Here is an 18,353-nt window from a genome sequence, read left to right as displayed (position 1 = left end):
TCCTCGAACGCCTAGTCGAGCACGACCAGCACGTCGCCCATGTCGACGCTGTCCTCCTCTGCGACGGCGATCTGAGTGACCTCGCCGCCCCGTTCGGCGACGACGTCGTTCTCCATCTTCATCGCTTCGAGGACGCAGAGCACGTCGCCCGAGGCCACCTCGTCGCCGACCTCGACGTTGATCTCCAGGATGGTCCCCTGCATCTCCGCGGTGACGGTCTCGCCCTCGCCCGTTATCGCGGTTTCATCCTCGCCGCCGGGGCCGACCGTGTCGGGCCGGTTCCCGGTGTTCGCGGATGGCTGTGACGTGATCGGCGTCGCGCCGCGCTCTTCGAGGTCGACGTCGAAGCGCTTCCCGTTGACCTCGACGGTGAACTGGCGTTCGACGACCTCCTCGGCCTCGGCCTCGGTTGTCTCGGTGTCGCTGCCCCACTGCTTCTGGGCTTCCTCGATCCTGCTTCGGTCCATCTCCTCGTCGAGATACTTCGTCGTGTGACGGCCGTCGACGAACGCCTCGTCGCTCAACATCAGCCGATGGAACGGCATGACCGTCGTCAGGCCCTCGATATCGAACTCCCGGAGCGCGCGCAGGCTACGGCTGAGACATTCGTCGCGGTCGCTCGCGTAGACGATCAGTTTTGCGACCATCGAGTCGTAGTCGCCGCCGATTTCGTCGCCCTGGCGCAGGGCGTCGTCGACCCTGACGCCGATCCCGCCCGGCGGGTCGTAGGTCCGGAGCGTCCCCGTCTGGGGGGCGAACTCCTCGGCGGCGTTCTCCGCGTTGATGCGGAACTCGATCGCGTGCCCGTTGATCTCGACGTCGTCCTGCTCGAAGCCGAGTTCCTCGCCGGCGGCGACCCGGATCTGCCACTTGACGATGTCGATGCCCGTAATCTCCTCGGTGACGCAGTGTTCGACCTGAATGCGGGTGTTGACTTCGAGAAAGTAAAAGTTCGTCTCGGGCCCGAGCAGTTCGCCCGCCTCCCGGTCGTCGTCCTCCTCGACGAGGAACTCGACGGTCCCCGCGTTGGTGTAGTCGGCCGACTTGACGCCGCGCCGGGCGGCCGCACCGATCTCCTCGCGTAGTTCGTCCGAGAGCGCCGGACTCGGGCCCTCCTCGATCACCTTCTGGTGGCGGCGCTGAAGCGAGCAGTCGCGCTCGCCCAGATGTCTGACGTTGCCCTCGGCGTCCGCGAGGATCTGTACCTCGACGTGCCGGGGGTTCTCCAGGAACCGTTCGAGATAGACCGAATCGTTGTCGAAGTAGGCCTCTCCCTCGCGTTTCGCGCTCGTGAGTTGCTCGTCGATCTCGGACTCGCTCTCGACGATCTTCATCCCGCGGCCGCCGCCGCCACCCTCGGCCTTGATTGCGACGGGATAGCCGTGCTCCTCGGCGAACGTCTCGACCTCATCGGTCTCGGTGACTGGATCGGTCGTCCCCGGAACGATGGGGACGTTCGCGGAGTCCATGACCTTGCGGGCTTTCGTCTTCTCGCCGAGTTGCTCCATCGCGTGGGCGGAGGGGCCGATCCACGTGATTTCGGTCTCCTCCACCTTCGCGGCGAACTCGGCGTTCTCCGCGAGGAAGCCGTAGCCGGGGTGGATCGCATCGGCGTTTGCCTTCCGCGCCGCCTCGATCACGGCCTCGTGATCCAGATACGAGTCGCTCGCTCTGGCCGGGCCGACGTTGTACGCCTCGTCGGCGTAGCGGACGTGTCCGGCGTCCCTGTCGGCCTCGCTGTAGACCGCGACGGTTCCGACGTTCAACTCTTCACAGGCGCGCATCACCCGAACTGCTATCTCACCGCGGTTCGCGACCAGAACCTTCCGGAACATTCTTGATGGAAGTATCACCCACCACGTACCTTACTTTTCCGGTTCGGGAAGTCCGAGTCCGCGGCGAATCACCCACAATCGTAGAAATCGGTCGGTCGGTTCGCCCGTGGCGTCGGCCGCGGCGAGGGCGGCCCGCCAACAGCCGTCTAGAACCGGTCGCGACGACCCGCCGCAGTCCACGGATCAGTCGGCGCGTCGAGCGGGACGCGTCGGAACGAGCCGCCTCGGTTGGAGAGTTTGCCGTCGAACACCCAGCGCTTGCCCTCCCAGGTGTCCTCCTCGCTCCCGGCCTGGGCAGCGGCTATCTCGCGGTCGCGCAGGTGCGCACCGATAGCGGCCGCAATCGCCGCCGCCTCGGCGTCCGTCGCGTCCGGGGGGAGCGACATCGACACGTGCTCGGGCAGGACGTTCCCCAGTGGCTGATTGACGTCCTCCGGATCGGTCGTGGAGGTCGGTCGGTCGTCCATCGATCAGAGCGGGATATTGCCGTGTTTCCTGTCCGGACCGTCCTCGCGCTTCGAGCGAAGCATCTCCAGATCCTGAACGAGTCGCGGTCGCGTCTCGGTTGGCTCGATGACGTCGTCGAGATAGCCCCGGTCGGCGGCGGTGTAGGGGTTCGCGAACTCCTCGCGGTACTCGTCGATGAGCTCCTGGCGGAGCGCTTCGGTGTCGTCGGCCGCCTCCAGTTCGTCGCTGTAGAGCAGGTTCACCGCACCCTGTGGCCCCATCACCGCGATTTCGGCGGTCGGCCAGGCGTAGTTGACGTCAGCGCCGAGATGTTTCGACGCCATGACGCAGTAGGCCCCGCCGTAGGCTTTCCGGGTGATCACCGTGAGCAGGGGTACGGTCGCCTCCGAGTAGGCGTACAGGAGTTTTGCGCCGTGACGGATGATTCCGCGGTGTTCCTGATCGGTTCCGGGCATGTAGCCCGGTACGTCGACGAAAGAGACGATGGGGATGTTGAACGCATCACAGAAACGAACGAACCGGGCCGCTTTCATACTCGAATCGACGGTGAGCGTCCCGGCGTTGACCCGCGGCTGGTTGGCGACGATGCCGACCGAGTGGCCGTCGAGCCGTGAGAAGCCCACGACGATGTTCTTCGCGAAGTTCTCGTTGACCTCGAAGAAGGAGCCTTCGTCCATCACCGAGCCGATCACGTCGACCATGTCGTACGGTTTCTGCGGACTCGGGGGTACGATCTCCTCTAGCTCGTCGTCGCGACGGTCAGGGTCGTCCCACGGCTCGACGCGCGGCGGGTCCTCGACGTTGTTCTGCGGGAGATAGGAGAGCAGATGCTGAATCTTGTCCAGTGCCGTCTCGTCGTCCGGAACGGAGAACTGCGCGACGCCGGTCGTCGAGCTATGTGTCGACGCGCCGCCGAGTTCCTCGTGCGAGACCTCCTCGCCGGTGACCGTCTTGGTGACACCGGGCCCCGTGATGTACATGTGGCTCGTGTCCTCGACCATGAAGATGAAGTCGGTGATCGAGGGCGAGTAGACGGCCCCGCCCGCACACGGGCCCATGATGCCGGAGATCTGCGGAACCACGCCGCTCGCTTTCTGGTTCCGGTGGAAGATTTCGGTGAAGCCAGCGAGACTGTTGACGCCCTCCTGAATCCGTGCGCCGGCCGAATCGTTCAGGCCGACGATCGGACAGCCGACCTCCATCGCGGTGTCCATCACTTTACAGATCTTCTCGGCGAACACCTCACCCAGCGACCCGCCGAAGACGGTAAAGTCGTGTGCGAAGACGAACACCTTCCGGCCGTCTACCTCGCCATAGCCCGTCACGACGCCGTCGGTCAGGATCTTCTTTTCTTCCATCCCGAAGTTGTGGCTTCCGTGGGTTCGAAGCTTGTCGAACTCGTAGAAGGTGCCGTCGTCGAGGAAATATTCGATGCGCTCACGGGCCGTCATTTTCCCCTTGTCGTGTTGGCGCTCGATCCGAGACTCCCCGCCACCGAGTTCGGCCTCCTCGCGGAGACCCCGTAGCTCCGCTAACCGATCTTCCATCGTCATAGTTGCTGCCTCCGAGTCCAGTCCATACCGCCTCTGACAACTAGTAGGGGGAAAAAATTTCGGTCACAGTACTCACCCTCGGCGGAGAGATACGAGCCGGAATGTGGGTTCGTTGTCAGGAACGGCGACGAGACCGCCTCTCGACTCGGATTCCGAATGAACGTCCCCTCGGGATAGGTCCGTGTCTTTTTATAGCACTGTTGCGGAGCCAGTGGTGTATGTCAGAGAGAGAAACCTGGGCAACCCGCACCGGCTTCATTTTTGCCGCGGTCGGGAGCGCCGTCGGACTCGGTAACATCTGGCGGTTTCCCTTCGCTGTCGGAGAGGGCGGTGGTGCAGCGTTCTTGCTGGTGTATCTGTTATTCATCGCGATTATCGGATTCCCGGCAATCCTGGTCGAGTTCGTTATCGGCCGTCGCACGAACCTCAACCCCGTCGGAGCGCTGCAGTCCCTCGCAACGGGCCCGTGGCGATATATCGGCTATCTGTTCCTCGCCACTGGGTTCGCGATCATGGCGTACTACAGCGTCGTCGCTGGCTGGTTCGTCCGCTACTTCGTGATCGGCATCACCGATGGGTATACGGTCGCCGATCCCGACAGCGCGGCCGCACTGTTCGGCAGCGTCTCGACTGGGATGGACGCCCTACTGTATCACATCGTCTTCATGGCCGCCGTGATCGGGGTCGTCGCGGTCGGGATCCGGGACGGCATCGAGAAAGCGGTGAAGTTCATGGTACCGGCGATCATCATCCTGCTCGTCGTTCTGGCCGCCTACGGGGCGACGCTGAGCGGTGCTGGCGAGGCCTACGCCTACTACCTGTCGCCGGACTTCGGCGTCATCGCCGCCGAGTGGCAGACCCTGCTTCCGCTCGCCGCGGGACAGGCCTTCTTCACGCTCTCGCTCGGAATGGGCGTGATGATCACGTACGCGTCCTATCTCGGTGAGGACCGGAACCTCGTCAAAGACGCGCTGACGATCATCGGCTTCGATACCGGAATCGCCGTTCTCGTCGGCTTTGCCGTCTTCCCGATCATCATCACCGGTGCGGGCGTCGAGGCCGCAGGCGAGGAGACGGTCAACGCGGTCTTCGTCAGTCTCGCGGCCGCGTTCAGCGACATTACCGGTGGCCGGATCCTCGGCCTCCTGTTCTTCGGGACCGTCGCGCTGGCGGCGCTGTCGAGTGCGATCAGCATCCTCGAAGTCGTCGTCTCGTACATCATCGACCAGTTCGACGTCGACCGACGGCCCGCAACTGCTGTCGCTGGTAGCGGCATCTTCCTGCTCGGTATCCCCGTCACTCAGGACCTGATCTTCCTCGACTTGCTGGACGGCTTCGTCAACGACTTCCTGCTCGTGCTCGGAGCACTGTTACTCGTGTTGCTCGTCGGATGGGTGATTCCGGACGCCGGACGGGACGAACTCGCGAAAGGGATCACCGACATCGGCAAGCGCGGGGACATCTGGCTGTGGCTCGTCCGTATCCCGCTTGTCGTCGTCCTCGTCGTCACGCTGGCGCTCGGTATCGAGGGCTACCACGAGTTCCTAACCGGGCCGTTCAGCGAGTGGCTGGCTAGCTGACCGCGACTCGCGTTTCAGGCCTCGCCGTAGACCGGTACCGCCGCGCCGCTCGTCGGACTCGCGCCCTCGCTACAGAGGAACGCAATGACGGTCGCGATAGCGGCTGGGTCGACCCACTTCTCGTGGTCCGAATCCGGCATCATGTCGCGGTTCATGGGCGTGTCGATGACGCTCGGCATCACCGCATTCGCCCGGACGACGCCGTTGTTCTCCTCCGCTATCGTTTCGGTGAGGCGTCGGATCCCCGCTTTCGACGCCCGGTAAGGACCGTCGCCCTCGCCACCTTCTAGCGAGGAGCGCGAACTGATGCTCACTATCGAGCCCTCGCTCTCCTGGAGGTGTGACAGCGCGTGTTTCGAGGCGAGAAACGCCGTCTTGAGGTTGACGTCGAACAGCATCTCGAACTCGTCGACCGGCGTCTCATCGATCGGCTGGCCGCCGCGCCAGGTTCCCGCGACGTTCACGAGGTGGTCGATCCCGCCGTGGTCATCGACGATTTCGCCGAACCCTTGCTCGACATCGTCCTCGTCGGTAAGATCGATCTGGTAGTACTCGGTTCGCTCGTTGAGGTTGAGCAAGGAGTCCTCGTCGTCGGGAGCGAGCACGTCGACGGCGGCGACCGCCGCTCCTGCCGCGCTGAACTCGTCGGCGACGGCGCTCCCGAGCGCGCCACAGGCACCGGTCACGACGACGACACGATCACTGAAATCGAAGCTAACGGACATATCCACGGTAAAGGGCGGGACGAAAATGAATCCATGGGGCGGGCAGTTCATTACGCCGGCGACCGAGACTCCGCTATGCGAGTGATCGCCCACCGGGGGTTCTCCGCGGACGCCCCCGAGAACACGCTGGCCGCAATCGAGCAGGCGAGCGACCTGGCCGACAGCATCGAGTTCGACGTCCGTCGGTGTGGCTCGGGCGAACTAGTCGTCTTCCACGACGAGACGGTCGACCGGGTCACCGACGGAACTGGGCGCGTCGACGAGTTCGCCCTCGACGACCTGCAGTCGCTCGACATCCTCGACAGCGGCGAGTCCATCCCGGCACTCGACGCCGTTCTCGACGCCATCCCGCCGGAGGTCGACGTCAACATCGAACTCAAGGAGACCGGCATCGCTGACGACGTACTAGAGGCACTCGCCGCGGTCGAGAACGACCCGATCGTCTCCTCGTTTTCCGCCGCGGCGCTGCGGGAGGTGCAGTCCATCCCCCGGACCGTCGAGACCGCGTATATCACGAAACGGGTGCGTGATGAGCCAGTTCGCCGTGCCGTGGAACTCGACTGCCAGTACGTCCACCCCCGCTTCACGCTCCTGCTGTACTCGCGGTTGCTCTCCCGTGCGCGAGCGGTCGACCTCGGCATCAACGTCTGGACTGTCAATAACGCCCGTCTCGCCCGCCTGCTTGCCTGGCGCGGCGTCGACGGTATCGCCACGGACGGGCTTGCGGTCGCTCGCCCGTATCTGTAGCGTCGAGCAGTCGCCGGTCCACGAGTCGAAACGCCCCTAGACGCAGCATATTCCGCTCCTGTCGGTGGTAAGCCGCTCCTGCGTACTGGTATCGAAGTCATATCAAAGGGTGGCGATAGCGAGCGTCGAAACGGAGTCGCCTCTCGGGGCGACGTCGAGGCTCATGTACCGTACGACAGTCCCGCCCGCAGACCGGTATCGACACGCCAGAGCGGCCCTACTGTGCAAAGTCGATGCCGGGCCCGGACCGTCCAGGTCCGACACCACGGCCAGTCGCCACCTGAACGTCGCCACCCGGAACGAGAGGTGTCGCCGTGGCCGCCGATAACGCGCCCGGCCGGGTCAATCAGGCGTCGGCCGGTATCGATCACCGATCCGCGGAGCGCGCGCTGTGGGTGCTTGCACTCCTGTTCTACGGCTTCGGCGACCTCGTCTCGACGCTCGTCGGACTGGGCCTCGGCGCGACAGAGGGGAACCCGCTTCCTGCCATGCTCGTCGAAGTCGTCCCGGGAGCCCTCGGTCCGGCCGTCGCACTGACCGCGTGGAAAGCGGTCGTAATGACTTGCTTCGTGGTGGTCGCCCGACAGCTGCGGCCAGCCCACCGCCTCGCCATCTCCGGTACGCTCGCCGTACTCGGCCTCGTCGTGGTGGCGTGGAACGCGACTGTACTCGTCTCATTCTACGTATGAACGTCCAGAACACCGGCTGGCTGCTCGCCGTGGCGGTCGGTCTGGGCTGTGTCCTTCTGTTTACGACGGGTGTCCCGGCGTCCGCACCGCTCGTCGTCGCACCCGTCGGCTCCGACGCACTGGGCCGGATCATCGTCGGTACCGACAGTACCTCCGGCGCGTGAGCTACGCCCCGACTACCGTCACCGACACCGTCCGCGTCCGCGGGCCGTCGCACTCGACGAGCAGTACCGACTGCCAGGTGCCGGTGTCGAGGGTGCCCTCGACGACCGGGATGGTCTCACTCGGGCCCAGAAGCGTCGTTCGGAGGTGCGAGTCGGCGTTCTCGTCGAGTTCGTCGTGGCTGTGTCCCTCGTCGGGCACCAGACTGGAGAGGAACCCTTCGATATCGTCGAGCAATCGTGGTTCGGCCTCGTTGATCACGAGTGCCGCAGTCGTGTGCTGGACGAATACGGTACAGAGTCCCTGCTCGACATCGTCGGGGATGGCCTGCTCGACCTTGTCGGTGACGTCGACGACGGTGAGTCGGTCGCCCGTCGACACCGAGAACTGGTTGCGACTCGTCATTGGACCTCCGCGGCACAGCGGTTCGGCCCGAGTTCCAGTTCGATCGCCTCGGTTTCGTCCGCGACTGCCTCGCGGCCGGTGTTGAGGCCGATGATCTGCTCGTAGTTCGGTGGCTTCTCGGGGCGACGCTCGGTGACGTGCTCGACGAACGCCTCCCGGGGCTGGTCGAGCAGGTCGACCGACTGCCGGATATCGCCGATGGGTCGGGTGATCGGTTCGCCAGGGGTTAGCTCGCCGTCCTCGCCCGCGTCGCTGACGGGGAAATGCCCCGGCAGGACGGTCACGCTGTCGGGTTCGGCGAGCAGGGTGCGATGGAGCGAGTCGTAGAGTTCGCTGGCACCCTCCGCGGCCTCGCTGTCGCCGAACTGCAGTTCGGTGCGTCCGACCGAGTCGACGAAGAGGGTATCGCCGGTCGCGACGGCCTCGTCCTCGACGAGATAGCTCACTATTTCGGACGTGTGGCCCGGCGTCGACAGCGCCTTTATGTCGAGTTCGCCTACGCTGACGACCTCGTTTCGCTCCAGCGGTTCGTACTCGTGGGTCACGCCCCGGTCGGTCGCGTCGGCCCCGAGGTAGTACGGCACGTCCTGCTCGTCGGCGAGTGTCCGAGCGCCGGAGATGTGGTCGGCGTGGACGTGCGTGTCGAAAGCCGCGGTGATATCGTAGCCAGCCTCCGTGGCGGCGTCCACGAACTCCGCGACGTGTCTTGTCGGATCGATCACGCATGCCTCGCCCGTTTCCGTACAGCCGACGACGTAGCCGAGACAGCCTTTTGCTCTGCGCTGTACCTGAATGATCTCGACGCCGTCACTGTCGGTCGGGACGGTGGTGTGATCGTAGACACGGCTCCACGCCCGCATGCCGTTCTCGATGACGGTGACGTCGTCGTAGCCCGCTTCGTCCAGTTCGTCGAGGATCTCGAACGACGACTCGCCTTTGGCACAGATCGTCAGGATCCGGTCGTCCGGCTTCAGCCCGGTCTGTGCCCGAAAGTCTTCGGCGTCGAAGTCGTAGTGGGGCTTGTAGGTGTAGTTGATCGCGCCGTCGATATGCCACGACTCGAAGCTCTCTCCCGGGCGCGTGTCGACGAGCGTGTAGGGCTCGCCGCTGTCCTGTACGTCGCGGAACTCCTCCGCGGTGATCGTCTTGGTCATATCGATTATTCGTGATCGGCCAGTAAAAGCGTAGTCCGACTCTCGGGAGCGATAGCGGTCTGGAGTTGGACGGGACCCTTACTTAATTAAGAATTCCTATGCAACTGTAGTACTGTAATAACTACTATATAAGAGGGCTCACAGCGGCTCCACGGCGAATCAGTCAACAGTAACTGCCGTATTAATCTCCAATTACGGCTAAGACGGGCGTATTGGGGTCTTCGCGAGTGCCAGCGTTCGTGACATGTCGAATCAGTTCAGAGGCATCTATCCGGAGTCGTACAACCGAATCTTGATCGGCTATAGCCGCTACTCCAGCAGTTACCAGCGTTTTCTCGGAGCGTATCTGCATTCGCGCGTTCGGTACTGGCTATGATCGCTCTCACCGAGACGGGGCAGAGTAACAGTTGGCTATGTATATACGATATAAAATAAGAACCCAAATATCGGAGTACCACTACAGCTAGAGAACGTCGATCGGCCCACCGGGTTCGGCGTCACCGTCGGCATCGAAGCGGTCCAGTGCGTCGGCCAGTTGTGTAGCACGTGTTGCCAGATCGGACATCGAACCGGAAACCTCGGTAAGGGCGTTCGTCTGTTCTTCGGTAGCAGCGACGACCGTGTTCGCCTCCGAAGCCGTCTCCTGACTGATCGACGCTACTTCGCTGATCCGCTGTTCGACCTCCCGGGTCGAGATCATCTGTTGTTGGGTCGCGGAGGAAATCTCCTGAACGCCGGAGGACGTTTCGTCGGCGTACGTGGCGATGGATTCGAGCGCCTCGGCGGCGTGTTGAACGCTGCTGCTCGCGTCTTCGATTCGGTCGCTCGTCTTTTCGACGGCATCGATAGACTGTTCGGTCTGTGTCCGGATGCGTCCCAGTCGGGTTTCGATCTCCCCTGCGGCAGATTTCGCATCCGTGGATAGCTCTTTGACCTCCTGGGCGACCTTGTCGAACCCATCGTCCTGCTCGCCCCCGGGCGAGCGGACGGCTTCGAGGTTTGCACTGAGCGCCAGCATATTCGTCTGATCCGCGATCTCCTGGATCTGATCGATGAGTTCGTCGATCTGGGCGACCTCCTCGCCCAGTTCCTCTATCTGCTCGACCGCACGCTCGGACTCGGCTTCGATCTGGCCGATACCTGCGACCACCTCCTGGGCCGCTTCCTGCCCTTCCGCACCGGTACGAGCCGTTTTTTCTGCAATATTGGCAACCTCGTTTGACGACGTTGCGATACTTCGGGTGGTCGAGGAGAGATCGGATATCTCCGCTTTCACGTCCTGCAACGAGTCGTTCTGACGGTCTGCTCCCGCCGAAATCTGCTGGACCGAGCTGGCGACACGCTCCGACGAGGATCGAACGGCCTCACTCGACGCAGTCACCCGTTCGCTGGCGGCCGAAACTTCGCTCGCGAACTGGTTCAGTTGGGCGATAGTGTGTTCGAGTTCTTCGATCATGCTGTTGAACTCGTGGGCGACCTCCCACATCGCATCGGTCTCCGTGGCCGCAGGATCCATGCGTGCGGTTAGATCGCCCGCTGCGGCCGCCTGCATCACGTCCGCGTACTCATTGGCCGTCTTTGTGAGATCCTCGTTCATCTCTTCGATCCGTCGACGCTCCTGTTCGGCCTCTTGTCGCGCTTGCTGAGCCATTTCGATCTGCTCCCGTAGCGAGAGACGCATGCCATCGAACGCCAGGTATAGCTGACCGATTTCGTCGATACGTTCGGTCGCCAGGTCGACGTCCAGATCACCGTCCTCCATTAGAGCAGCACGATCAGTCAGTCGGTTGATCGAAAGCGCCGTATTCCGGCCGAGTACAGCACCGATAGCAGTGATCAGGATCATAGCCGTCGCGGTTGCGGCGAACCCGAAGCGCTGGACGGTCGTCACGAACCCGTACGCGTCAGCGGTCGGCTGATGCACCAGGACAGTAAAGTCCGTGCCGTCGACCGGTGCATAGCCGACGACGTACTCCTCCTCGGGGAAACCGTACTCGGAAAGCGCATCGGCGCGGTTACTACCCGCCACCGTATGAGCTCCCGACAGCCCGTTCTCGTCGTCGAGCGCGCTGCTGGCACCGTACTCCGACAGGAAGTTATCTCCTTCAGTACCGTAGTGGGCGTCGTCGAAAACGACTCTGTTCCGACTGTCGAGGACGAGTGTAGTCGACCGGTCGTCTCCGTAACTGTTGAACGTCTCCGTGTACTGCTGCAGTTCGACTGTGTAGACGACCCCGATAGCGCCGTCACCAGTCGTCTGTGCGTACGTTACGACAGGTGACCCCTCACCATCGTCCAGACGGTAGGGCTCCGACCGGTAGACAGAGAACGGCCCGAGTCCTTCCAGCAGTCGGTCCGAGTCCGGAATCGAAAGCACGTCGATACCCTCTCCTTCGACGCCACGATCCGTACTCGCCGTAATCGTTCCATCCCCGGCATCGACAATATGGATCGCATGAGCCCTGTCGGGTGCCTGAGTGTACTGGCGCAGTTGCGTCGTGCTAAGGCTCCGCAGTTCAGGGTTCCGGACGAGCGTCCGGACCCGTTGTTCGTTGCTCTCGGACCAGGCCTGGAGACTCTGGGCCTCCTGTTCCGCAAGCGTCGCGAACTCATCGTTAGCGTCGTCCTGAACCTGTGCACCGATCGCTTCGGTCGCCAACAGTCCGATCATCCCGACGGACACCCCAATGATCAGGAGGACGATTCCAAACTTCAGGGCGTAACTCCGCCGCACCCTGTTTGGGATCATCCGTCGTAGAATATTAAACATATACTGTACGCTGTTGACGAAATAGCTTAAACCTCCTGACTACAGGCAAATTGTAAATTTTTTATACTTTGTAGTTCGTATCGGTTTGCTGTAACAGATAGTTAACAGAGAAATACATCTAGCATACTGGTTAGGTCATCGAATACGTGATAGCCAGAGACGTCGATCCACACTCGGAACGAACCACACCCCGCCGGGGCCTCCAGCGACGACGGGATTACCAATGCGGTATCGCTGACCCCGGAGAGGGGATCAGTGTTCGCGGGAGTCGGTGCTCTCTGCGTCGGTCCCGGTGAACGAGAACATGTCTTCCTCCGACTCGTCGCTACTGTCCGCCTCCGTTTCGGACGCCGGTGTCCCGGTATCCGTCGACGTCGTCGTCACATCGGCATCGGCCGTCTCCGGGGGAGCGTCGCTACGCTCCGTCGATTCCCCGTCAGTCTCACTGGAATCGTCCGCTGCGGGGAGTTCGCCGCCCGTGTCGAGATCCGAGTGCTCCTCCGAAGCATCGGTCTCGAAGCGGTCGAGTGCCTCCGAAAGTTGTGAGGCCTGGTTGGCCAGGTCGGACACCGAATGTGAAACCTCGGTAAGTGCGGTTGTCTGTTGCTCGGCCGCCGCGGCGACGTTTTCCGCCTCCGCGGTCGTTTCTTCGGAGATCGTCGCTGCTTCGTCGACCATCGCGACCACCTCCTGCGTCGAGGCGGCCTGCTGTTCGGTCGCCGCAGAGATCTCCTGAACGCCGGTATTCGTCTCCTGTGTGTAGTCGGCGATTTCGTCGAGCGCGTTGGCGGCATCGCGAACCGAGTCCGTGTGGTTGGTGATCTCGTCGCTCGTCTTCTGGACCTCCAGTGCCGTCTCGTCAGTTTGTGATTTGACCCGTTCGAGGCGGTCCTCGATGTCCTCGGCTGCATCTTTCGTTTCGGCGGCTAACTCTTTGACCTCCTCGGCGACGACGGCGAACCCGTCGCCGGATTCGCTGGATCGAGAGGCCTCGATGTTGGCGTTGAGTGCCAGCATGTTCGTCTGCTCGGCCACTTCGGTGATGAACTCCAGCAACTCGTCGATCTGTGAGACTTCCTCCTGTAGGGCCTCGATCTCTTCGACGGCGTCTTGGCTCCCACGTTCGATACTGCTCATCCCCTCGATCGCTTCTTGAGCGGCCTTGCGCCCCTCTCGGCCCGTTCGGGCCGTCCGTTCGGCGATATCGGCGACCTCGTTCGACGAGGCGGCGATCTCCTCGGTCGTCGTCGAGAGGCCACCCATCTCCTGGCTGACGGATTGGAGCGAGTTGTTCTGTTGTTCGGCCCCGTCGGAAATCTCCTGGATCGACTCGGTAACCTGCTCGCTCGCGCTGCGAACCTCCTCACTCGACGCCGTGGCCTGCTCTGAGGCGACCGCTACTTGCTCTGCGAACTGTTTCAGGTCCGCAACGGTCACCTCGATCTCTCCCAGCATCTCGTTGAAGTCCTCGCCGATGCCACGCATCTGCTCGTTCTCCGTATCGACGTCCGCGCGGACGGACAGGTTTCCGTCCGCGGCGGCCCCCATCACGGCACAGTACTCCTCGGCGCTCTGTTGCAAGTCATCGTTGATCCGCTCGACTCGCTCGCGTTCGGACTCGGCCTGCGAACGCGCGGCCTGCGCCTCGCTGATCTGCTCCCGTAATGCATCCCGCATGTTCGCGAACCCGTCATAAAGTTGTCCGATCTCGTCGATCCGTGTGGTTTCCAGATCGACATCTAGATCGCCGGATTCCATGCGTTCGGCTCGCTCGGTGAGCTGGTTGATCGAAACCGCGGTACTTCGCCCGATAACTGCCCCCATCACTGTGATGAGTAACACGCCTGCACCCGTCGCACCGAGACCGAACCGCTGGACCGTCGCCACGAACCCGTATGCGTCCGCTGTTGGTTCGTGCACGAGAACGACCCAGTCCGTGCCGTCGACCGGTGCGTAGCCGACGACGTACTCCTCATCGGGGAAGTCGTACGCGGAGAGCGCCCCAGCGCTGTCAGAGGCCGCGACCGTACGAGCCCCGATTGTCTGACTCTGTCCTTCCAGAACGTCTCCATTGTACGATTGCAGGAAGTGTTGTCGTTGCTCGCCGAAGCCAGCATCGTCGAAGGCGACTCTGCTCTGGCTATCCACTACGAGCGTGGTCGAGCGGTCGTTGCCGTAACTGTTGAACTTCTCGGCGTACTGCTCGAGTTCGACGGTGTACACGACCCCGATAGCGCCGTCCTCGGTGGCCTGTCCGTAGGTCACTACGGGGGTCCCCTCACCGTCGTCTAGACGGTACGGCTCCGAAGTATAGACCGAGAACGGTTCGAGCTCCGTGAGCATCCGATCAGTATCGGGAACCGAGAGGTTGTCGACGGATTCGCCCACCAACTCACGATCCGTACTGGCCGTTATACTGCGGTCGTTCTGGTCGATTATGTGAATCGCACGCGCCCTGTCCGGAGACTGTGTATACTGTCGGAGATCCGTGGTACCGAGCCCACGGAGGTCCGGATTTCTGACGAGCGTCCGGACCTGTTGTTCGTTGCTCTCGGACCACCCTTGCAGGTTCTGTGCCTCCTGTTCGGCGAGCGTCGCGTACTCATCGTTGGTGTTCTCCTGGACTTCTGCGCCGATCGCTTCGGTCGCCAGCAGACCCACCGCGCCGACAGAGGCCCCAATAACCAGCAGGAGGATCCCGAATTTCAGCGCGTAGCTTCTGCGAACTACTGTCGGTATGAGACGGCGAAGCCAGTGTAACATCGAATTATGTAATGATGAATAGTTTTATTAATGTTTTGGTTTTCAGTTATGTTGGTCTCAGAGATAAGTTAGATAGCACGAACAAGAGTGACCGACACCCAATCGGGTGGATCGACGACAGCAGCGACAAAATCGGATCGCGGACCGCTGGCGCGGAGCTATAATGTCAGTTCCGGTTCTTCCGTTCCCGAGAGTTGACGGTTCTGCAGTGCGGTTCCGGTGCGGCCATCGAAGATATGGACGGCATCTTCCGGGAACCGAACGGTGATCGACTGCCCTGCCTCGATACGATGCATACCGCCGACGGTGGCGACAAACGTTCTGTCGTAGTCCGCACCCTCGAATTCGAGGTAGACAACGTTCTCGTCACCCTTCGGCTCGACCACGTCGACGGTTGCCTCGTAGTCGTGCACGCTGGACCCGGATTCCAGTAGTTCGATATCCTCTGGCCGGACCCCGAGTACGACATCCGTCACGTCACCGAGCGTTTCGAGAGACTCCTCGGACAGCGAGTACTGGAACCCGTCTCTGACTAATGCACCACTGGTGGCCGCTCCGTCAGTGGTTCCGACTTCCGATCCGCGGTCGAGTTCGAGGTCGAAGAAGTTCATCGAGGGGTCTCCGATGAACCCGGCGACGAACTGGTTGTTGGGCCGATGGTAACACTCCAGGGGCGTCCCCACCTGCTGCAGTTCACCCTTGTCGAGGATGGCGATTCGGTCGCCCATGGTCATCGCCTCGGTCTGATCGTGCGTGACGTAGACCGTCGTGGTATCCAGGTCCTCCTGCAGGCGCTGGAGTTCGGTCCGCATCTCGGCACGCAGTTTGGCGTCCAGGTTGCTGAGGGGTTCGTCCATCAGGAACACCTGTGGCTCACGAACGATCGCTCGGCCGAGTGCGACCCGCTGTCGCTGTCCCCCCGAGAGGTCGGCGGGTTTTCGGTCGAGGAGGTCGTTGATACCCATCATCGAGGCCGTTTCCTCGACCCGGCTGTCGATCTCGCTATCGGAGAGATCCGTCGACTCCTCGAGGCCAAAGCTCATGTTCCCGTGCACAGTCATGTGCGGATACAGAGCGTACGACTGGAAGACCATCGCAATGTCGCGCTCCTGTGCGGGAGTGTCGTTGACGACCCTGTCGTTGAGTCGGAGGGCACCCTCGGTAATCGTTTCGAGCCCTGCGACCATCCGCAGCGTCGTCGACTTGCCACACCCGGAGGGGCCGACCAGGACGAGGAACTCGCCGTCTTCGACCTCGATGGAGACGTCGTCGACGGCGACGACCTCCTCGCTGCCGTCCTGAAACACTTTCGTCACCCCGTCGAGCGTCAGATCAGCCATGGGAGAGCACCTCCGATCCTCCGCCGTTCGTCGAACTGATACCACCATCGTACGCGTCTATATCTGTCATTCGTGTACCGTTAGTCAGTCGAATCATTGTTCTCCCGCGACTCCTTTCGCGAACTGTTTACCGAACACGACGTAGATGATCAGCGTCGGGAGCGCCACGAGGAACGCACCCGCCATCTGTAGGTTGTATTCGGAGACCATTGCACCCTGCAACTCGTTGAGTTTCTGGGTGGCAACGTGACTGCTCGACGAGGTTACGAGCACCAGTGCGAACAGCAGGTCGTTCCAGATATTCGTGAACTGGTAGATGAGCGTAACCGCGAACATCGGCTTCGAGAGCGGCAGGATGATGCGCCAGTAGACGCGGATCGTCGATGCGCCGTCGATCTTGGCCGCCTCGAGAATATCGTTGTCGATCGTCAGGTAGTAGCCCCGGAACAGCACGGTACAGATCGGGATACCGAAGGCGGTGTGTGTGATCATCAACTCGATCAGATCAGCACGTTCCGCCAGCGCGGCGAACAGCGCGGGTAGCACTGGGAGCACCGCGACGCTCGACTCTGCGGTCAGCATCATACTCTCGATCTCGACCATCCCCCAGAAAACCCGAAGTGGGACCAGAACGGACTGGTAGGGGATGAACACGCCGGCTACGAACAGCAAGAGGACTGCCAACTGTCCCCGCCAGTCGATCTTGGTGAGTCCGAACGCGGCCATACTCCCCAGAAGCGCCGAGAATATCGTTGCCGGAATGCCGAACAGTAGGCTGTTGAACATTCCACCCTGCAGGCGTGACCATGCCTCAAACCACGGTTGTGCGACCATCTCACCGGGCAACGGTGGTATGTACGGAGCGGTCGTGGCGAACGCCGTCTGATTTTTCAAGGATGTCATGAGGCCGCTCCACAGCGGCGACAGAAACAACACTAGCACTGCTGCGAGGACGGCATAGAGTGCCAGCCGTCGCGGACTGGTCGCGTTCAGACGAGCGCGGACCCGTCCGAGGGCCCCGCTATCGTTTGTCGTCGAATCCTGGTCAGAGCTGTGAGTACCGTCGGACGTGTCGGAATCAGTCATTAGAGGTCACCTCGCTTGTGCTGCGTGTAGAGGTACGGGACGACGATCGCCAGTGCCAACAGGAACAACACTGTCGCGACGGCGGATCCGTACGCCCAGTTGCTCCGCGAAAACGCTTCCCGGAACATCATCACCGACAGGATATCGGCCGACGGGCCGGGTGTGTCTCCGAACATCACGAAGATGAAATCGAACGCTTTCAGCGCGAAAACCATCAACACGACCGTCGCGCTGGTTGTCGCCGACCGAAGCTGCGGGACGATGACTCGCCAGTACATCCGGAATGTGGAGGCACCGTCGACCTTGGCGGCCTCGTAGTGCTCGTTCGGGATCGCACGGAGCGCCGCGAGATAGACGATCATACAGTAGCCGCTGAACTGCCAGGTCAGTGCGACGATGATTGCAGCCAGTTTCGTCCGCGGATTGCCCAGCCAGTCCAGCGCCACTGCGCCCAATCCAACCGTCTCCAGTGCCTGATTGATCAGACCGATGTCCGCGTTGTAGAGCCACGACCAGAAGATAGCCGTGACGACGAACGAGAGGGCCATCGGGAGCAGATAGACTGTCCGGAACGTGTTCTCGAACCGGATATTCTGGTCGATCATGATCGCTAACAACAGTCCGAGACCCAGCGCCGCGACTGTAAAGCTGATCATGAGCACGACCTGGTTACGTGCTGCGACCTTGAACGAGGGGTCGGACAGCAAGTCTCGATACATACCGAGATCGAACGAATCGTAGAGGGGCTGACCAAGACCGCTCCAGTCGGTCAGCGAAATCACGACGTTCCAGCCGATAGCGCCGTATACGAACCACCCCATCAGGAGAAACGGCGGAACCCAAAAGAGAAGCCCGGCGACGCGCTCGTCCTGGAACAGACGTCTGATTCGGGTGCTGACGCTGACCGTGGGGGTCGAGGTAGCGCTCACCGACTCGCCGCCGTCGGTACGAATCGCATCGCTATCCGCACCGGAATCACCGGTGCCATCGGAGGAGCCCTCACGCCGATCTCGCGGATTACCGGCCCGTAATCGGTTCAGTATTCGTCGAAATATATGAATCATAGGTGTGGACCC

General features: G+C 62.0%; 14 protein-coding genes and 2 pseudogenes. 4 read left to right on the top strand and 12 right to left on the bottom strand.

Features of this window, described 5'->3' with window-relative positions; genetic code table 11:
• Positions 1-11: 11 nt before the first annotated feature.
• The 4 genes and pseudogenes from ACFQL3_RS06780 to ACFQL3_RS06765 all read right to left on the bottom strand — a co-directional run.
• A pseudogene (locus ACFQL3_RS06780) lies at positions 12-233 on the bottom strand (biotin/lipoyl-containing protein); the annotation flags it as partial.
• Positions 234-316: 83 nt separating this feature from the next.
• Positions 317-1,835, bottom strand: a pseudogene (locus tag ACFQL3_RS06775) (acetyl-CoA carboxylase biotin carboxylase subunit); the annotation flags it as partial.
• Between the two features lie 146 nt (positions 1,836-1,981).
• Positions 1,982-2,302, bottom strand: coding sequence for a hypothetical protein (locus ACFQL3_RS06770; RefSeq protein WP_377052596.1), 321 nt, complete (start codon positions 2,300-2,302; stop codon positions 1,982-1,984).
• Positions 2,303-2,305: 3 nt separating this feature from the next.
• Entirely contained in the window at positions 2,306-3,850 is a 1,545-nt protein-coding gene (locus ACFQL3_RS06765) for an acyl-CoA carboxylase subunit beta (protein WP_377057036.1), read from the bottom strand.
• A 224-nt stretch (positions 3,851-4,074) separates the two neighbouring features.
• On the opposite strand from ACFQL3_RS06765, the gene ACFQL3_RS06760 reads away from it, so the two are divergent.
• Positions 4,075-5,436, top strand: coding sequence for a sodium-dependent transporter (locus ACFQL3_RS06760; RefSeq protein ID WP_377052594.1), 1,362 nt, complete (start codon positions 4,075-4,077; stop codon positions 5,434-5,436).
• 14 nt (positions 5,437-5,450) lie between these two features.
• On the opposite strand, the gene ACFQL3_RS06755 is transcribed toward ACFQL3_RS06760, so the two are convergent.
• A complete protein-coding gene (locus ACFQL3_RS06755) occupies positions 5,451-6,161 on the bottom strand; it encodes an SDR family NAD(P)-dependent oxidoreductase (protein WP_377052592.1) in 711 nt (236 codons plus the stop codon).
• A 75-nt stretch (positions 6,162-6,236) separates the two neighbouring features.
• On the opposite strand from ACFQL3_RS06755, the gene ACFQL3_RS06750 reads away from it, so the two are divergent.
• The 3 genes from ACFQL3_RS06750 to ACFQL3_RS06740 all read left to right on the top strand — a co-directional run bounded on the left by ACFQL3_RS06750 (position 6,237) and on the right by ACFQL3_RS06740 (position 7,761).
• Positions 6,237-6,908, top strand: coding sequence for a glycerophosphodiester phosphodiesterase (locus ACFQL3_RS06750; RefSeq protein WP_377052590.1), 672 nt, complete (start codon positions 6,237-6,239; stop codon positions 6,906-6,908).
• A gap of 314 nt (positions 6,909-7,222) precedes the next feature.
• Positions 7,223-7,597, top strand: coding sequence for a hypothetical protein (locus ACFQL3_RS06745; protein WP_377052588.1), 375 nt, complete (start codon positions 7,223-7,225; stop codon positions 7,595-7,597).
• Positions 7,594-7,761, top strand: coding sequence for a hypothetical protein (locus ACFQL3_RS06740; RefSeq protein WP_377052586.1), 168 nt, complete (start codon positions 7,594-7,596; stop codon positions 7,759-7,761). Before ACFQL3_RS06745 ends, ACFQL3_RS06740 begins: the two co-directional genes overlap by 4 nt.
• A gap of 1 nt (position 7,762) precedes the next feature.
• On the opposite strand, the gene ACFQL3_RS06735 is transcribed toward ACFQL3_RS06740, so the two are convergent.
• The 7 genes from ACFQL3_RS06735 to ACFQL3_RS06705 all read right to left on the bottom strand — a co-directional run bounded on the left by ACFQL3_RS06735 (position 7,763) and on the right by ACFQL3_RS06705 (position 18,341).
• Positions 7,763-8,164 (bottom strand): secondary thiamine-phosphate synthase enzyme YjbQ, encoded by a 402-nt coding sequence (locus ACFQL3_RS06735; protein ID WP_377052584.1) that lies wholly within the window; start codon positions 8,162-8,164, stop codon positions 7,763-7,765.
• Positions 8,161-9,318: an MBL fold metallo-hydrolase gene (locus ACFQL3_RS06730; RefSeq protein ID WP_377052582.1), complete on the bottom strand. Its 1,158-nt coding sequence runs from the start codon at positions 9,316-9,318 to the stop codon at positions 8,161-8,163. The genes ACFQL3_RS06735 and ACFQL3_RS06730 overlap by 4 nt, the downstream gene beginning before the upstream one ends.
• Positions 9,319-9,781: 463 nt before the next feature.
• Positions 9,782-12,088, bottom strand: coding sequence for a methyl-accepting chemotaxis protein (locus tag ACFQL3_RS06725; RefSeq protein WP_377052580.1), 2,307 nt, complete (start codon positions 12,086-12,088; stop codon positions 9,782-9,784).
• Between the two features lie 252 nt (positions 12,089-12,340).
• On the bottom strand, positions 12,341-14,851 hold the full coding sequence (locus ACFQL3_RS06720) for a methyl-accepting chemotaxis protein (RefSeq protein ID WP_377052578.1): 2,511 nt from the start codon (positions 14,849-14,851) through the stop codon (positions 12,341-12,343).
• 158 nt (positions 14,852-15,009) lie between these two features.
• On the bottom strand, positions 15,010-16,191 hold the full coding sequence (locus ACFQL3_RS06715) for an ABC transporter ATP-binding protein (protein WP_377052576.1): 1,182 nt from the start codon (positions 16,189-16,191) through the stop codon (positions 15,010-15,012).
• 93 nt (positions 16,192-16,284) lie between these two features.
• Positions 16,285-17,277: a carbohydrate ABC transporter permease gene (locus tag ACFQL3_RS06710; RefSeq protein ID WP_377052574.1), complete on the bottom strand. Its 993-nt coding sequence runs from the start codon at positions 17,275-17,277 to the stop codon at positions 16,285-16,287.
• A complete protein-coding gene (locus ACFQL3_RS06705) occupies positions 17,277-18,341 on the bottom strand; it encodes a carbohydrate ABC transporter permease (RefSeq protein ID WP_377052572.1) in 1,065 nt (354 codons plus the stop codon). The genes ACFQL3_RS06710 and ACFQL3_RS06705 overlap by 1 nt, the downstream gene beginning before the upstream one ends.
• Between the last annotated feature and the right edge of the window lie 12 nt (positions 18,342-18,353).

Source organism: Natronoarchaeum sp. GCM10025321 (assembly GCF_042663585.1).
Classification (GTDB): domain Archaea; phylum Halobacteriota; class Halobacteria; order Halobacteriales; family Natronoarchaeaceae; genus Natranaeroarchaeum.
Note: the sequence above shows the minus strand (reverse complement) of the source record. Positions and strands in the feature narration are given on the sequence as shown.

Bases quoted from the DNA above. Each gene is read 5' to 3' on its own strand.
- ACFQL3_RS06725 (WP_377052580.1), bottom strand. From the start codon at position 12,088: ATGTTTAATATTCTACGACGGATGATCCCAAACAGGGTGCGGCGGAGT.
- ACFQL3_RS06730 (WP_377052582.1), bottom strand. From the start codon at position 9,318: ATGACCAAGACGATCACCGCGGAGGAGTTCCGCGACGTACAGGACAGC.
- ACFQL3_RS06705 (WP_377052572.1), bottom strand. From the start codon at position 18,341: ATGATTCATATATTTCGACGAATACTGAACCGATTACGGGCCGGTAAT.
- ACFQL3_RS06755 (WP_377052592.1), bottom strand. From the start codon at position 6,161: ATGTCCGTTAGCTTCGATTTCAGTGATCGTGTCGTCGTCGTGACCGGT.
- ACFQL3_RS06740 (WP_377052586.1), top strand. From the start codon at position 7,594: ATGAACGTCCAGAACACCGGCTGGCTGCTCGCCGTGGCGGTCGGTCTG.
- ACFQL3_RS06770 (WP_377052596.1), bottom strand. From the start codon at position 2,302: ATGGACGACCGACCGACCTCCACGACCGATCCGGAGGACGTCAATCAG.
- ACFQL3_RS06715 (WP_377052576.1), bottom strand. From the start codon at position 16,191: ATGGCTGATCTGACGCTCGACGGGGTGACGAAAGTGTTTCAGGACGGC.
- ACFQL3_RS06760 (WP_377052594.1), top strand. From the start codon at position 4,075: ATGTCAGAGAGAGAAACCTGGGCAACCCGCACCGGCTTCATTTTTGCC.
- ACFQL3_RS06750 (WP_377052590.1), top strand. From the start codon at position 6,237: ATGCGAGTGATCGCCCACCGGGGGTTCTCCGCGGACGCCCCCGAGAAC.
- ACFQL3_RS06720 (WP_377052578.1), bottom strand. From the start codon at position 14,851: ATGTTACACTGGCTTCGCCGTCTCATACCGACAGTAGTTCGCAGAAGC.
- ACFQL3_RS06710 (WP_377052574.1), bottom strand. From the start codon at position 17,277: ATGACTGATTCCGACACGTCCGACGGTACTCACAGCTCTGACCAGGAT.
- ACFQL3_RS06765 (WP_377057036.1), bottom strand. From the start codon at position 3,850: ATGGAAGATCGGTTAGCGGAGCTACGGGGTCTCCGCGAGGAGGCCGAA.
- ACFQL3_RS06735 (WP_377052584.1), bottom strand. From the start codon at position 8,164: ATGACGAGTCGCAACCAGTTCTCGGTGTCGACGGGCGACCGACTCACC.